Source organism: Empedobacter sp. UBA7620 (genome assembly GCF_002484185.1).
GTDB classification, from domain to species: Bacteria; Bacteroidota; Bacteroidia; order Flavobacteriales; family Weeksellaceae; genus Empedobacter; species Empedobacter falsenii_C.
In genome coordinates this window covers 1-15421 of sequence record NZ_DLJI01000009.1, presented here as the reverse complement: position 1 = coordinate 15421, position 15421 = coordinate 1, and the positions used below count along the sequence as shown (strand labels likewise).

Below are 15421 nucleotides of genomic sequence, written 5' to 3'. Positions count from 1 at the left end.
GTTGATAAAAATTTTTCTAAAATTTTAAAAATCTAACATCTGTCATAAGTGGGTTGAATATATTTTGCCTAAATTTATTTTGAAAAAATATAAACCACAGAGAAATGAATGACAATCGTAAGAAAGATGCATTGAATTACCATTCGATGGGTCAACCAGGAAAGATTGCAGTAGTGCCTACAAAACCTACGAATACGCAACGTGATTTATCGCTTGCTTATTCGCCAGGTGTTGCGGAGCCTTGTTTAGAGATTGAAAAAGATCCAGAAAATGCTTATAAGTATACAGCAAAAGGAAATTTGGTTGCTGTAATTAGTAACGGTACAGCCGTTTTAGGTTTGGGAGATATAGGTGCAGTAGCTTCGAAACCTGTGATGGAAGGTAAAGGTCTTCTATTCAAAATTTTTGCTGATATTGATGTTTTCGATATCGAATTGGATACAAAAAATGTTGATGAATTTATCAATACGGTAAAAGCTTTAGAGCCGACTTTTGGTGGAATCAATTTAGAGGATATCAAAGCGCCTGAATGTTTCGAAATTGAGAAACGTTTGAAAGCTGAAATGAATATTCCAGTTATGCACGACGATCAACACGGAACAGCTATTATTTCTGGTGCTGCGTTGATTAATGCATGTGAATTACAAGGAAAAGATATTTCTAAAGTCAAAATTGTAGTGAACGGAGCTGGTGCTGCGGCAATTTCGTGTACAGGAATGTATATTTCTGTAGGAGCAACGAAAGAGAATATCGTGATGTTGGATAGTAAAGGTGTTATTCGTTCGGACAGAGATAATCTTGATCCTTCTAAAGCAGAATGGGCAACAGATCGTGATATTTCGACATTGACAGATGCTGTGAAAGATGCGGATGTTTTTATCGGTTTATCAGCGGCAGATGTTTTGTCAGCAGATATGTTGAATACAATGGCAGAAAATCCAATTGTGTTGGCAATGGCAAATCCAAATCCAGAGATAGCATACGATTTAGCAGTTGCGATGCGTCAAGATATTATTATGGGAACTGGGCGTTCTGATTATCCAAATCAGGTGAACAATGTACTTGGGTTTCCGTATATTTTTAGAGGAGCGTTAGATGTTCGTTCGACGACAATTAATGAAGAAATGAAAATTGCTGCTGTTCGTGCAATTGCAGAATTGGCGAAAGAACCAGTTCCAGAAGTGGTAACGCAAGCTTACAATAATCATTCAATCAAATTCGGGAAAGATTATATTATTCCAAAACCTAACGATCCACGTTTGTTACCAGAGGTTTCGGCTGCAGTAGCAAAAGCAGCAATCGAAACAGGAGTTGCAAAAAATGTGATTACAGATTTCGAAGCATATAAATTGTCTTTGATTAAGCGAATCGGAAAAGAAAGTACGATTATGCGTAATTTGACACAAACGGCGAAATCAAATCCAAAACGTGTTGTTTTTGCTGAAGGAGATCGTTTCGAAATTCTTCGTGCAGCGCAAATTGTAAAGGAAGAAAAAATCGCTATTCCAATTATTTTAGGAAAGAAAAATAAAATTCAACAAATGATTAAAGATTATATGTTGGATTTGGAAGATGTTGAAATTGTTGATACAAACGCCGAAGAAGATTCGGATAGATACAATCAATTCGTTGATTTTATTTATTCGAAACGTCAACGAAAAGGAATCTCGAAGTCTGATGCGAAAAAGTTATTGAGAGATCGTAATTATTTTGGATCATGTATGGTTGAGTTTGGTTATGCAGATGCAATGATTTCGGGAATGACGAAAAATTATTCGCAAGCGATTCGTCCAGCTTTAGAATTAATCGGAGCGGAACAAGGTCAAAAAGTTGCGAGTATGTATATGATGTTGACAGAAAAAGGACCAGTTTTCTTAGGTGATACAACGGTTAATTTAGATCCGACTTCAGAGGATTTGGTCAACATTACATTGCAATTTAACGAAACGATAAAGAAGTTTAAAATTGAACCAAAGATTGCGTTGTTGTCTTATTCAAACTTCGGATCAAATAAAGGAGAAACGGTTTCTAAAGTTCAGAATGCGGTAAATTATTTACATAAAAATCATCCAGAAATTATTGTTGATGGTGATATTCAGGCAAATTTCGCAGTGAATAAAGAGAAATTACAAAGTAATTTTCCGTTTTCTAAATTAGCAGGAACGCATGCGAATACGTTAGTTTTTCCAAATCTTGAATCAGCGAATATTTCGTACAAATTATTACAAGAATTAGGAAATATAGAAGCGGTTGGACCAATTTTGATCGGAATGAAAAAACCAATCCATTTGTTACAATTGGATAGTACTGTTCGCGAAATTGTGAATATGGTTACTATTGCTGTAATTGATGCACAACAACATCAGTAAAATATAACGTTTAGAATACAAAAAATCCACTTAAATTATTTAAGTGGATTTTTTTATTTTATTCAACGACTATTTGATAAATTCCGTTTTGAGAATGAGCTTCAATATCTTCAAATGAAACATTATCTATTTTATTTCCTCCACATTTTCCGGATAATTTAGAAGCATTAACAGTAAAATTAAAGAATTTAATTTCTTTTGTTAATACTAAAGCTTCATAGGTTGTAGAACCTACTATCCATCCAGGTTTATTTAAAATAACTCTACTTTCATGATTAATTTCAAAAGAAGTTCCGATTTTAGTATCGCCCGCAATTTGTAAGAAATGAAAATGTTCTTTTGTTAATGTTCCATTTTGTATTAAATTTTCTCCTTTTGAATTTACAAATTCCATTACAATAGGCTCTGGAGGTGTAAAACAATCGCTATCATCGTTACAAGAAAATAGTATAAATGAAAAGACGAAAGTTAAAAAAAGTAATTTTTTCATAGTAGATTAATTTTTAAAAAGATGAATAAAAATAAAATAGGTTGCGTAATGATAAATAATATTTACGAATAATTATAACATCTGTAAAATGTATTTATTGTAATGAGGATTAAAACTCAATTAAGAATTATTTTAATATATTGTAAACTTAATTGAATTAATATGAAGAAGATTTACATTTTATTACTTACTGCAAGTACATTATCATTTGCGCAGAAGAACACATCTTTTGAAGCCAAAGAAGGATTTATATTAGGAAATATCCATACTCAAAATGGTTGGGATGTTGCGGAGGGAAACGGAAAAATTTTAAATAATCAACTTGTTTCTGATGAACAAGCAAGTGAAGGAGTTTATTCTTTCAAGAATGGAGATCAGATTGATTTTGGTGATCAATGGTTTCCAGTAATGGGCGTTACCAAAATGTTTGATAAACCGGTTGATTATAAAAATTTTACAATTTCATTTGATGCTTTTGTAACAAAACGAAATGGAGCCGATTTTGAATTTACGTTATTTACAGTTAATTCGGCTACAGATGAGTTTTATCCAGTTGCTGGTCTTGGAATGGAGAATAGGGGATATTTGTATATTACAAAAAATATTGATTATGGTTTCGATTATGCTGATGCAGCAGAAGGTTGGCTAATTAATAAATGGAATAATTTTAAAATTGAAGTTACAGAGAATCAGATTAAGTATTATCTAAATGATAAATTAGTTTACACAGGTGATAATTTTACGAAATTAGATGTTCATGGTTTTACAATGCTTCATAATAATTATGGCGGAGATGCTTATTATGATAATTTTAAATTCAGTACAGATGATTTAGCAGTGAATCAAGTTAATCAGAAAGAATTCAAAGTTTATCCAAATCCTGTGCAAGATGTTTTAACATTCGATACGAATTTTTATGATCAGATTTCAGCAGTTGAGGTTTCTAATACTGTTGGTCAAATTGTTTTGAAAACTGATAAATCTTTAAAAGAAATGAATACATCATCTTTAAAATCGGGAATATATTTTGTGAAAATCTATATGAAAGATGGAAAAACAATGACAAGAAAAATTATTAAAAAATAAACACAAAAAAAGCCTCGCAATGCGAGGCTTTCCTTATTTGATAAATGAAATTCTATTATTTAACTTCTTCGAAGTCTACGTCTTCAACACCATCATTATTTGCTTGACCTTGATCAGCACCTGGTTGAGCTTGCGCACCACCTTGTTGACCTTCGTTCATTGCAGCATAAATTTCTTGTGAAGCAGCATTCCAAGCTGTGTTTAATTTTTCCATAGAAGCATCAATTGCAGCAACGTCTTGAGCAGCGTGAGCAGATTTAACCTCAGCTAAAGCTTCTTCAATTGGTTGTTTTTTGTCAGCAGGAATTTTATCTCCGTACTCAGTCAATTGTTTTTCCGTTTGGAAAATTAACGCGTCAGCAGCATTTACTTTTTCAATTTTTTGTTTTGCTTCTTCGTCTTTTGCAGCATTTTCTTGTGCTTCTTTTTTCATTCTTTCGATATCAGCATCAGATAATCCAGATGAAGCTTCAATTTTGATTGATTGCTCTTTTCCAGTTCCTTTATCTTTTGCAGATACACTCAAGATACCATTCGCATCAATATCAAATGTTACTTCGATTTGAGGAACACCTCTTTGTGCTGGTGGAATATCTACTAAGTCAAAACGTCCGATTTCTTTGTTATCGTTGAATAATGGACGCTCTCCTTGACCAATTCTTAATGTTACTGCTGGTTGATTGTCAACTGCAGTTGAGAAAACCTCAGATTTTTTAGTTGGAATTGTTGTATTCGCTTCGATTAATTTTGTGAATACTCCTCCTAAAGTTTCGATACCTAAAGATAATGGTGTAACGTCTAATAATAATACGTCTTTTACATCACCTGTTAATACACCTCCTTGGATAGCTGCACCAATTGCAACAACCTCGTCTGGATTAACTCCTTTAGATGGTTTTTTACCGAAGAATTTTTCTACTTCTTCTTGGATTTTTGGCATACGTGTAGATCCACCAACTAAGATAACTTCGTCGATATCGTTGATTGATAAACCTGCATCAGATAACGCTTTTTTACAAGGCTCCATAGAACGACGTACTAAATCTTCTGTTAACTGATCAAATTTAGAACGAGTTAAAGTTTCTACTAAGTGTTTTGGTCCTGTTTCGTTAGCTGTAACGTATGGTAAATTAATTTCTGTTTGAGCAGAAGAAGATAATTCGATTTTAGCTTTTTCAGCAGCTTCACGTAAACGTTGTAAAGCCATTGCGTCTTTTTTCAAATCTACACCTTCTTTCGCTTGGAATTCAGAAGCTAACCAATTGATGATTGCATCATCAAAATCATCACCTCCTAAGTGAGTATCACCGTTTGTAGATAATACTTCGAATACACCGTCACCTAATTCTAGGATAGATACGTCAAAAGTACCACCACCTAAATCGTAAACAACGATTTTTTTATCTGAATTTGCTTTGTCTAATCCGTAAGCTAATGCAGCAGCAGTAGGCTCGTTGATAATACGTTCTACTTTAAGACCTGCAATTTCACCAGCTTCTTTAGTTGCTTGACGTTGCGCATCGTTAAAATAAGCTGGTACAGTAATTACCGCTCTTGATACTTCTTGTCCTAAATAATCTTCAGCAGTTTTTTTCATTTTTTGTAAAATCATTGCTGAGATTTCTTGTGGAGTATAGTTACGTCCATCAATATCAACTGCTGGCGTATCATTGTTTCCTTTTACAACTGAATAAGGAACACGACCGATTTCATCTGCATCATTATTAAATTTAGTTCCCATGAAACGTTTAATAGAATAAATCGTTTTCTTTGGGTTTGTTACAGCTTGACGTTTTGCTGAATCACCAACTTTAATTTCTCCTCCTTCTACGAATGCTACGATAGATGGAGTAGTTCTTTTACCTTCTGCATTTGGAATTACAACTGGCTCGCTACCTTCCATTACAGAAACACAAGAGTTCGTTGTACCTAAGTCGATTCCGATTATTTTGCTCATATTGTTTAGTTATTTTTTATATTATTAATGATTTATTTTAAACTTTTACACATCATCAAAAATGATGCTACAACAGAATAGTCAATCTTTGTGCCAACGTAGAAAATGGTGACATCTCAATTTTTAAAATGTCATGTTGTCAGATTATGATGAATGATTTGATTATTTATCGATAAAAAAGTCAGTTTATTGATTGATAAAATGTCAGCGTTAAATTATATTTAAACTTTATCTTAATCTCAGTCTTACCCAATCTTACTTCCGTTTTCTACTTTTCGTTCGGGATTCAAAAGAATAACATCGTTATTATTTCCATAAACACCCATTACGAGACATTCGCTCATAAAAGTGGCAATTTGTTTTTTCGGGAAGTTAACTACAGCCATTATTTGTTTTCCAATCAATTCTTCTTTGCTATAAAGCGACGTAATTTGCGCCGAACTTTTCTTGATTCCTAACGGACCAAAATCAATTTCTAATTGATAAGCAGGATTTCTTGCTTTCGGAAAATCATTTGCACTGATAATTGTTCCAATTCTCATATCAACTTTTTCGAAATCTTGCCAAGAAATTGTTTCAGTATTATTTTCAGGTTTTGGTTCTTCTTTTGGTTTATTTTCTTTGTCGTAAATTGTTTGTAGAATTTTTTCTAAATCCGTTTTTTCATCTGCATATTTCGTTTTCAAGTCATCAGGCATTCGGTTGTAATACGTCAAAGCTTTTTCGCCAAACTGCTTGATATAAAAATCGGTCAATGGTGGAACATTTGGAAATCGTCTATGAAAAATCATTTCTGTATATGCTTGCCATTCGCGTTCTTCTCGCAATTCGATTTGATTTTCGCCCGAACGTTGAAAAACATGTACCATTTCGTGCATCAAAACGTTAGAAAGTAATACCAAATCAAAATCCAGAATGTTACGTGGAACCCGAATAGTAATTCCAGTTTTTTCTTCGCCTTCTGCAGTCAATAAAAAACCTTTTGGATCGACTTCTTCTCGAAACGTAAAACCTGTAAAAGCACTATGTTTTAATTTTAATTCATCTAAAATTTCGTACAATGCTTCAACGATTAAGTGATTATTTTTTAAATAATTTATTCTTTCTTTAAATTTTTCTGTAATCATAGCTTTTTGGCTTATTTATCAAATATATAATCTTATTTTTGATATGTTTTAAAAATGACTATGAAGAAATTAGTACTATTACTTGGCTTGATCTCGATAACAACAAATGCACAAGTACTTAATAATAAACAAGAGTTTACGCGACAAGATTCGCTTCGCGGAACGAATAATGAATTCCGAAATTGGTGGGATGTCAAAAAATATAAAGTAAGTGTAGAGCCAGATTATCAGTCAAAATCGATAAAAGGAAAAACGACAATTACCTTTGATAAAACTGCTCCTCAACAATCAGATTTATTGCAGATAGATTTACAAGATCCGATGATGGTTTCGGCTGTAAAATTGAATGGAAAGAAAATTTCTGATTTCAAACGTGATGGGAATGTTTATTTTATTAATGTCGGAAAAAATATCAAGAATACTTCAAATCAATTAGAATTAGAATATAATGGAAATCCTCGTGTTGCAGTGAGAGCACCTTGGGACGGCGGTTGGATTTTTGCAAAAGATGAAAAAGGTCGCGATTGGATGTCTGTTGCGGTACAAGGTCTGGGTGCAAGTGCTTGGTTTCCGAACAAAGATTATTTAGGTGATGAACCAGATAATGGAATGGAATTGGAAATTATAGCTCCAAAAGATTTGGTTGGAGTTGGTAATGGACGATTAGTTTCTAAGAAAGAGAAAAATGGTAAAACAATTTCTAAATGGAAAGTTGTCAATCCGATCAATAATTATAACATTATTCCATATATCGGACATTATGTCAATTTTAAAGATACTTTTGAAGGTGAAAAAGGTAAATTGGATTTAGATTATTATGTGTTAGATTATAATATAGATAAAGCAAAATCGCAATTTGAACAAGCAAAATTAATGTTGAAAAGTTTCGAACATTGGTTTGGACCTTATCCTTTCTACGAAGATTCTTTCAAGATTGTAGAGGCGCCGCATTTGGGAATGGAACATCAATCTGGTATTGCGTACGGAAATAAATTTGCAAATGGTTATTTGGGTCGAGATTTATCAGGTTCTGGTTGGGGATTGAAATGGGATTTTATCATCGTTCACGAAGCTGGTCACGAATGGTTTGGGAATAATATTACCGAAAAAGATGTGGCAGATATGTGGATTCACGAAGCGTTTACGGCTTATTCGGAAACGTTGTTCACAGAAACTTATCATGGAAAAGATGCGGCAAGCGAATATGTGCGTGGAACGAGAAAGGCAATCCAAAATGATATTCCAATTATCGGCGTGTATGGCGTAAACCAAGAAGGTAGTGGTGATATGTACTATAAAGGTGCAAATATGATTCACACGTTGAGAACTTGGATGAATAATGATGAAAAATTTAGACAAATGTTACGTGGATTAAATAAAGAATTTTATCATCAAACTGTAACTACAGAGCAAATTGAAAATTATATTGCGAAGTTTTCTGGATTAAATTTGAATACTTTTTTCAATCAATATTTAAGAACAATTAAAGTACCGACTTTAGAACTTAAACAAAGTGGAAATAAAGTTGAATATCGTTATACAAATGTTGTGGATGGATTTGCAATGCCTTTGCGATTGAAAGATTCTGAAGTAACAATCAATCCAACGACTAATTGGCAAACGATTAATAACTCAACGATTACAAGAGCGATTGATGTAACAATTAATCCAAATTATTATATTGACACGCATATTATATATTAAAACTGAATGAGATATTGAAATGAGTTCAATATGACAAAGAAAGTCTACCTGAACTTGTTTCAGGTTCTCATCCAAAATGATTTATAAAATATTCCAAACAAATATCATCGGTTATTGAATGATGAAATTATAAATTTGTGACATGAAAAAATATATTGCATACGCAATCTTATCAGGATTATTATTAACAGCAGGTTGGCCATCGCACGGCTTTCCATTGTTATTATTTATAGGATTTGTACCCTTGATGTTAGCAGAACATCAAATTACGCAACGCGCTGAATTCAAGAAAAAAGGACGTAAAATTTTCGGACTTTCGTTTTTAGCTTTCTTTATTTGGAATGCGATTGTAATTTGGTGGTTGCATTATGCACAAGAAACAGACGCGAATGGAGATTTGCACAATTCGTGGAGCGCTTATTTAATTCCTGTTGTAGCAAATTCCTTGTTTATGTCAATTGTTTTTCAGTTGTATCATTTTGTCAAAACAAAAGCTGGTAATCTGTATGGATTGGTTTTTCTTCCTGCGATTTGGATGAGTTTTGACAAACTAACCTTGAATTGGGAACTAACTTGGCCTTGGTTTAACCTAGGAAATGGTTTTGCAAAATATTACGAATGGGTGCAATGGTATGAGTATACAGGAACTTTTGGAGGTGCACTTTGGATTTGGTTAGTTAATATTACGGTATTCTATTATTTGACGGCTTATATTAATAAGAAAGAAATGAGATATCTAAACAAATTAGGTATTTATGCGGGATTATTAATCGCTGTTCCAATTGGTATTTCTTATATTATTTATGCGAATTATGAAGAAAAAGGAAAAGCGCTTGATGTGTTAGTTCTTCAGCCAGATCTTGATCCATACAATGAAAAGTATATGAAAGATGGTTTGCAGATTTATGACGAATTGAAACAATTGGCACTGAAAAATATTCAACCAAAAACTCAATTTGTTGTTGCACCAGAAACTGCCGTACCTGGATCATCTGCCTTGATTTTTGATAATATGTATGATGATTTAATTATACAAGACATTCAGCAATGGACAAAAACTAAAAAAGATTTACATTTTGTAACAGGAGCATCAATTATGCGAATTTATCCAATGCAATCTTTAGCATCGGAAACGGCATCTGTTATGAGAGATGGAATTACGTGGTACGACGCTTATAATTCGGCTTTGCAGATAAGTGGAAACGATTCAATAGAAGTTTATCATAAGAGTAAATTAGTACCTGGAGTAGAAATTTTTCCATATCGAAACATTTTAATGCCAATTATTGGAGAATTTATGCTTAACTTTGGCGGCACAACAAAAACGTTGGGGATTCAACCTCATCGTTCTGTTTTCAAGAATAAAACAAACAACGCTACTGTTGCTCCGGTTATATGTTACGAATCTATTTACGGAGACTATACGACAGAATATGTGAGAGAAGGCGCAAATGTTATATTCACAATGACCAACGATTCTTGGTGGGGCTCTACCGATGGTCATCGTCAATTACTATTATATGGTAATTTGAGAGCTATTGAAAATAGACGCGCTATCGTTAGATCTGCAAATTCAGGTATTTCGGCTTTCGTTAATCAGCGAGGAGATATAATGAAGTCTTTACCATATGGAGAGCAGGGTGCCTTAAATGGTACAATTTTAATGAATAGTGAATTAACGTTTTATACAAAATATGGCGATGTAATCGCGAGGATAGCGCTGTTGGTAATGGGAATTATCTTGGCTTATACTCTTGCGCAGAAGTTGTTATATAAACAAAATAAGAAAAAAATATAAAATTAATAACCTAAAGAGTTGTATAAGTAATATATAATTTGTTACTTTGCACTCCGTTTAAAATAGGACAATACAAAATAAGATGTCAAAAATTTGTCAAATTACAGGTAAGAAGAGATTAGTGGGAAACAATGTTTCTCATGCTAATAATAAAACAAAACGCACTTTTGAAGTGAATTTGTTCAAAAAGAGATTTTTTATGCCAGAAACTGGTGAGTGGATTACATTAAGAGTTTCTGCACACGGTTTAAAAACAATCAACAAATTAGGAGTTGATGAGGCTGTTAAACGTGCACGTAAAGAAGGTTTAATCAAATAATTTAAGACACCATGGCAAAAAAAGGAAACAGAGTACAGGTTATTTTAGAATGTACAGAGCATAAAGAAAGTGGTATGCCAGGAATGTCTCGTTATATCACAACTAAAAACAAAAAAAATACTCCAGATCGTATTGAGTTGAAAAAATACAACGCAGTATTGAAAAAGTATACAATTCACAAGGAGATTAAATAATAAAATTTTAGACGATGGCAAAGAAAACGGTAGCAACCCTACAAACTGGGTCTAAAAAAATGACCAAAGTTATCAAAATGGTAAAATCTCCAAAATCTGGAGCTTACGTATTTGTTGAAAAAGTAGTTAACGCTGATGAAGCAGATTCTTTCTTCACGAAATAATCAAATCATCTCCTTAACAAAAAATATTTAAGGTTAATTGAGCTGCCTCGTTTTCAGGGCGGCTTTTTTATTTCCTTATATTTTATGTATCTTCGTACAAAATTTTAAGAAATTTAGCTTATTAATGAGTTGGTTCAAAAAGATATTAGGTAAAGAAAGCAAAGAAAAATTAGATGAAGGGTTAGAAAAATCTAAAACTTCTCTATTTGATAAAATCAGTCGTGCTGTAGTAGGTAAATCTAAAGTAGACGATGAGGTTTTAGATGATTTAGAAGAAGTATTGATTTCTTCTGATGTCGGTGTTGAAACAACGATCAAAATTATTCGTCGAATAGAAGAACGTGTAGAACGTGATAAATATGTTTCGACTTCTGAGTTAGATTTAATTCTTCGCGAAGAAATTGCAGGCTTACTTTCCGAAAACAATATAGAAGATACAAACGGTTTTTCGATTCCAAAGAAAGATGTACCATATGTTATTATGGTGGTTGGAGTAAATGGAGTTGGTAAAACAACGACGATTGGTAAATTGGCTTCTCAGTTCAAATCACAAGGACTTAAAGTAGTTCTTGGAGCGGCAGATACGTTTCGTGCGGCGGCTGTAGATCAATTAGTAATTTGGTCGGAGCGTGCAGGTGTACCAATTGTAAAACAAGCAATGGGTTCTGACCCTGCTTCGGTTGCATTTGATACCATTCAGTCGGCAGTTGCACAAAATGCAGATGTTGTTTTGATTGATACAGCAGGACGTTTGCATAACAAAATTAACTTGATGAACGAGTTGACAAAAATAAAACGTGTAATGCAAAAGGTAATTCCAGATGCGCCTCACGAAGTTTTATTAGTGTTAGATGGTTCTACAGGTCAAAATGCTTTTGAGCAAGCAAAACAATTTACACAAGCAACAGAAGTTTCTTCTTTAGCGGTTACAAAATTAGATGGAACAGCAAAAGGAGGAGTGGTAATTGGAATTTCAGATCAATTTAAGATTCCAGTTAAATACATTGGTGTTGGTGAAGGAATCAATGATTTACAAGCTTTCAATAAAATGGAGTTTGTCGATTCTTTTTTTAAACGAAATAATTAAGAAATTCAATTTCTATAAAATATAAATCCTTCAAGTTTTCTTGAAGGATTTTTTATCTATAAAAATCTTTTTCTTTGAGATTAATTTTATCAAGTATGAACTCTAAAACTTGATGAAATTTTGTTTCCTTATTTGTACAACTGATATTATATTTAACGGAATTACTATCATTACTAAAACTTAATATAGTATGATTTCCATCTAAACATTGTATATGAGGAAATAAATCTTTTGGGTTTAAGTTTAATAATTTAGTAGATATTTCTTCAAAATCATTCAGATTGATATACATGACTTTTTTGTAATCATGATCTTCTTTAAGATTCATTTTTATTTCTACTAATACTTTATCTTTTTTATTATTTTTTGATGACTGAAAATTTGCATTTGGAGATTCTATGTAAATTGTCGTGTTGCTCCACAAATGAGATGAAGTATTCTCTATTTCTATATAGTTTATTTGATCTTGACCAAAAGTACTAATGGAACAGATAAGTAAAATAGTCAATAATTTATAATTCATAACTAATAATTTAGCTTAATAAACCACCTTAATATATTCTTTATAAAACTTTTTGCTTTTGTTTTCTTTCTTCGAAATAGTTTTTAAAAACTCGTTTAAATATTCTCTGAAAGGAGAATCTTTCGCTAAAGCATCTTGTTTCTTACTCGTCAAAACTTGAACAGTTCCGTACATTTCTTCATCATTTTCTACGCTCGATGCAATCAAAGTAAAAGTTTCATTTGATTCATTAATGATATTTTTATTCGACCAAACTAACAACGGTTGATTGTTCTCGTTGTACAAAACATTGTCCCATTTTCCTAACCAATCGTATAGCATTTTTTTCGCAACTAAAGACGTTTGGAAACTTTCGACACGATATTCTGTCAACGAACGTTCGGCTTGTTCTTGCGCATATAATAAATTGAAACTTGTAAAAAGTGCGATAAAAAGAAATAATTTTTTCAAACTCAAAAATCTTGTTTAGCGTAAAGTTATCAAAAATAATTGCAATTCTTATGTAACTTATTTGTTCTTCATGCGTCATATAAATATACACTAACTCTTAATAGTAGAATTAACCATGAAGAAATTTTTTGTACTTGCTGTTACATTGTCAGGAATTTTTGCTTTTGGACAAGATGAAAAGCAGGATTCAACGGACTATAATCCAATTGAAATAAAAGAAGTTTTAGTTCAATCGCAACGCAAAAAAATGTTTGCGGACAAAGCAGTTTATACGTTTGATAAAGAAGCCTTAGAAAAAGCGCGCTACGCAAAAGATTTGTTGAATACGTTACCAGAACTACAAGTTGATCCAATTTCGAATACAATACAGAGTACAAAAGGTGGAACGACTTTGTTGTTGATTAATGGAATTGAGGCAACAGATAATCAAATTCGTGCCGTGAAACCACAAGATGTAGTTCGTGTTGAGTATTTTGATATTCCGCCAGCGCGTTATGCAAATCGTGCAGATCAGGTGGTGAATTTGATTACACGAAACCCAGAAAATGGTTATGTGTACGGAGCGGATCTCACTTCGGCGTTTACAACAGGTTTTATAAATGGTTCTGCTTATGCAAATTTTACGAAAGGAAAAAATAACTTTGGATTAGAGTATAACATCTATCTAAGAGATTATAAGGATCGTACTTCGATGAATATTTATGATTATAACTTAAATAATATTCATTATAGAACAGAAAATCAACGCAACGAATATTTTGGATATACGGATCAAACAATTGCATTGCGATATACCAATTCGGATTCGGATAAATATGCTTTTCAAGCAAAGTTGGATATGAATATCAGTTCGAGTTTTGCTTATGCGAATGGCACAAGTTTGTTCTATCAAAATAGTTTATTAGAGAATCATTCAACTTACAAACATTCTAATTCTAATTATTCAAAACCAACATTAGATCTTTATTATTCGAGAAAATTAGGAAAGAAAGATGAGTTAAGTTTAAATGTAGTTGGATCGATGTATACAACTAAATCGATTGACGAAACGCGCGAATGGGAAACAATTTCTGGTGCAGAACAATATAATTATTTGACAAATTTAGAAGCTGATCAAAAAGGAATTGTAGGAGAAATAGCGCATACGCATAGTTTCGAGAAAGGAAAATTAAATTCTGGTTATCGAATTTCAAATAATTCGATTGATAATAAATTAGAAAACTTAAATGGTCCTTCGAATAATAAAGTAAATTATTTAGAACAATATATCTATTCTGAATATTCTGGAAAAGCGAAAAAATTGTCGTATCGTTTGGGTGTTGGATTAACGAATGTTCATAATAAGAATGAAGATACAAACACAGATACGTGGACGTTTACGCCAAAATTAGTATTGGGTTACGAATTAGCGAAGAATCAAAATTTACGTTTTTCGAGTTCGTATAAACCAACAAGTCCTTGGAATTCGGCATTGAGTAAAAACGTGATTCAGGTTGTGGAAAATATTACACAAGAAGGAAATCCGTATTTAACTATTCAGAAATCGTTTGGAAATAATTTAATTTATTCCTTCAATTCAAAATATTTTGATTTAAATACAAATGCATTTTATCATTATACAAAAGATCCGATTAATCAATTGTATTTGCAAAATATCATTAATGGAAATGTAGAAGGATATAAATTAACGTACGAAAATGCTCAAAATTCGCAACGTTACGGTGTTCAAATTACAGGTTCTATTAAACCTTTTGGAACAGATATTTTAACTGTAAAAGTGAATGTAGCGCCAGCCACAGAACGTTTCAAAACGAAAGATGGTAGAATTTTGAAGAATGATTATATCGGAAATTATTTTGCATTATCATCTGTTTACAAAAACTTTCGTGTAGATTATCAATTTAATATTCCGTATTACACGTTGGGCGGAGCTTTGTTGTACACACAAGAAAACATGAACCATGCTTTTGCGAGTTATAAGTACAATAATTGGACTTTTTCTACTGGAATGTATTGGATTGGAATGCCATCGACTTACAAGCAAAAAACGATGGATAAACAATATGTGGATTATTCCCGTGTAGGAAAAATTTGGGACAACAAATCGATGTTTGTCGTTGGTTTGAGTTTTGATTTTGCTACAGGTAAGAAAA

General features: G+C 32.5%; 14 protein-coding genes. 9 read left to right on the top strand and 5 right to left on the bottom strand.

The genetic code is table 11. From position 1 onward, the window contains the following. Positions 1 to 104 precede the first annotated feature (104 nt). Positions 105 to 2369: an NADP-dependent malic enzyme gene (locus B2217_RS01315; protein WP_180905914.1), complete on the top strand. Its 2265-nt coding sequence runs from the start codon at positions 105 to 107 to the stop codon at positions 2367 to 2369. A 58-nt stretch (positions 2370 to 2427) separates the two neighbouring features. Here B2217_RS01315 and B2217_RS01310 read toward each other — a convergent pair whose 3' ends face one another. After that, positions 2428 to 2859 (bottom strand): hypothetical protein, encoded by a 432-nt coding sequence (locus tag B2217_RS01310; protein WP_180905915.1) that lies wholly within the window; start codon positions 2857 to 2859, stop codon positions 2428 to 2430. 162 nt (positions 2860 to 3021) lie between these two features. On the opposite strand from B2217_RS01310, the gene B2217_RS01305 reads away from it, so the two are divergent. Beyond that, complete coding sequence (locus B2217_RS01305; RefSeq protein ID WP_180905916.1) at positions 3022 to 3945, top strand: T9SS type A sorting domain-containing protein; 924 nt, start codon at positions 3022 to 3024, stop codon at positions 3943 to 3945. 55 nt (positions 3946 to 4000) lie between these two features. Here B2217_RS01305 and dnaK read toward each other — a convergent pair whose 3' ends face one another. Both dnaK and B2217_RS01295 read right to left on the bottom strand, forming a co-directional pair. Then, entirely contained in the window at positions 4001 to 5902 is a 1902-nt protein-coding gene (gene dnaK / locus B2217_RS01300; RefSeq protein ID WP_038337059.1) for a molecular chaperone DnaK, read from the bottom strand. Positions 5903 to 6147: 245 nt separating this feature from the next. Beyond that, positions 6148 to 6474, bottom strand: coding sequence for a tRNA-binding protein (locus B2217_RS01295; RefSeq protein ID WP_280045563.1), 327 nt, complete (start codon positions 6472 to 6474; stop codon positions 6148 to 6150). 615 nt (positions 6475 to 7089) lie between these two features. On the opposite strand from B2217_RS01295, the gene B2217_RS01290 reads away from it, so the two are divergent. The 6 genes from B2217_RS01290 to ftsY all read left to right on the top strand — a co-directional run bounded on the left by B2217_RS01290 (position 7090) and on the right by ftsY (position 12295). Further along, a complete protein-coding gene (locus B2217_RS01290) occupies positions 7090 to 8733 on the top strand; it encodes a M1 family metallopeptidase (protein WP_280045554.1) in 1644 nt (547 codons plus the stop codon). A gap of 142 nt (positions 8734 to 8875) precedes the next feature. After that, positions 8876 to 10531, top strand: coding sequence for an apolipoprotein N-acyltransferase (gene lnt, locus B2217_RS01285; RefSeq protein WP_038337063.1), 1656 nt, complete (start codon positions 8876 to 8878; stop codon positions 10529 to 10531). 82 nt (positions 10532 to 10613) lie between these two features. After that, entirely contained in the window at positions 10614 to 10850 is a 237-nt protein-coding gene (gene rpmB, locus B2217_RS01280) for a 50S ribosomal protein L28 (RefSeq protein WP_038337064.1), read from the top strand. Positions 10851 to 10861: 11 nt separating this feature from the next. Next, complete coding sequence (rpmG, locus tag B2217_RS01275) at positions 10862 to 11044, top strand: 50S ribosomal protein L33 (protein ID WP_038337065.1); 183 nt, start codon at positions 10862 to 10864, stop codon at positions 11042 to 11044. 14 nt (positions 11045 to 11058) lie between these two features. After that, positions 11059 to 11208, top strand: coding sequence for a DUF4295 domain-containing protein (locus tag B2217_RS01270; protein WP_084106961.1), 150 nt, complete (start codon positions 11059 to 11061; stop codon positions 11206 to 11208). Positions 11209 to 11332: 124 nt separating this feature from the next. Then, a complete protein-coding gene (ftsY, locus tag B2217_RS01265) occupies positions 11333 to 12295 on the top strand; it encodes a signal recognition particle-docking protein FtsY (RefSeq protein ID WP_038337066.1) in 963 nt (320 codons plus the stop codon). Between the two features lie 52 nt (positions 12296 to 12347). On the opposite strand, the gene B2217_RS01260 is transcribed toward ftsY, so the two are convergent. Both B2217_RS01260 and B2217_RS01255 read right to left on the bottom strand, forming a co-directional pair. Then, positions 12348 to 12818: a hypothetical protein gene (locus tag B2217_RS01260; protein WP_180905918.1), complete on the bottom strand. Its 471-nt coding sequence runs from the start codon at positions 12816 to 12818 to the stop codon at positions 12348 to 12350. Between the two features lie 15 nt (positions 12819 to 12833). After that, positions 12834 to 13268: a hypothetical protein gene (locus B2217_RS01255; RefSeq protein WP_180905919.1), complete on the bottom strand. Its 435-nt coding sequence runs from the start codon at positions 13266 to 13268 to the stop codon at positions 12834 to 12836. Between the two features lie 115 nt (positions 13269 to 13383). Here B2217_RS01255 and B2217_RS01250 point away from each other — a divergent pair. Further along, the coding region (locus B2217_RS01250; protein ID WP_291122012.1) for an outer membrane beta-barrel protein at positions 13384 to 15421 on the top strand (2038 nt) is incomplete at its 3' end.

Excerpts from the sequence above, each read along its gene's own strand:
- B2217_RS01315 (WP_180905914.1), top strand. The coding sequence starts at position 105 with ATGAATGACAATCGTAAGAAAGATGCATTGAATTACCATTCGATGGGT.
- B2217_RS01260 (WP_180905918.1), bottom strand. The coding sequence starts at position 12,818 with ATGAATTATAAATTATTGACTATTTTACTTATCTGTTCCATTAGTACT.
- B2217_RS01270 (WP_084106961.1), top strand. The coding sequence starts at position 11,059 with ATGGCAAAGAAAACGGTAGCAACCCTACAAACTGGGTCTAAAAAAATG.
- ftsY (WP_038337066.1), top strand. The coding sequence starts at position 11,333 with ATGAGTTGGTTCAAAAAGATATTAGGTAAAGAAAGCAAAGAAAAATTA.
- B2217_RS01305 (WP_180905916.1), top strand. The coding sequence starts at position 3,022 with ATGAAGAAGATTTACATTTTATTACTTACTGCAAGTACATTATCATTT.
- B2217_RS01290 (WP_280045554.1), top strand. The coding sequence starts at position 7,090 with ATGAAGAAATTAGTACTATTACTTGGCTTGATCTCGATAACAACAAAT.
- rpmB (WP_038337064.1), top strand. The coding sequence starts at position 10,614 with ATGTCAAAAATTTGTCAAATTACAGGTAAGAAGAGATTAGTGGGAAAC.
- B2217_RS01310 (WP_180905915.1), bottom strand. The coding sequence starts at position 2,859 with ATGAAAAAATTACTTTTTTTAACTTTCGTCTTTTCATTTATACTATTT.
- lnt (WP_038337063.1), top strand. The coding sequence starts at position 8,876 with ATGAAAAAATATATTGCATACGCAATCTTATCAGGATTATTATTAACA.
- rpmG (WP_038337065.1), top strand. The coding sequence starts at position 10,862 with ATGGCAAAAAAAGGAAACAGAGTACAGGTTATTTTAGAATGTACAGAG.
- dnaK (WP_038337059.1), bottom strand. The coding sequence starts at position 5,902 with ATGAGCAAAATAATCGGAATCGACTTAGGTACAACGAACTCTTGTGTT.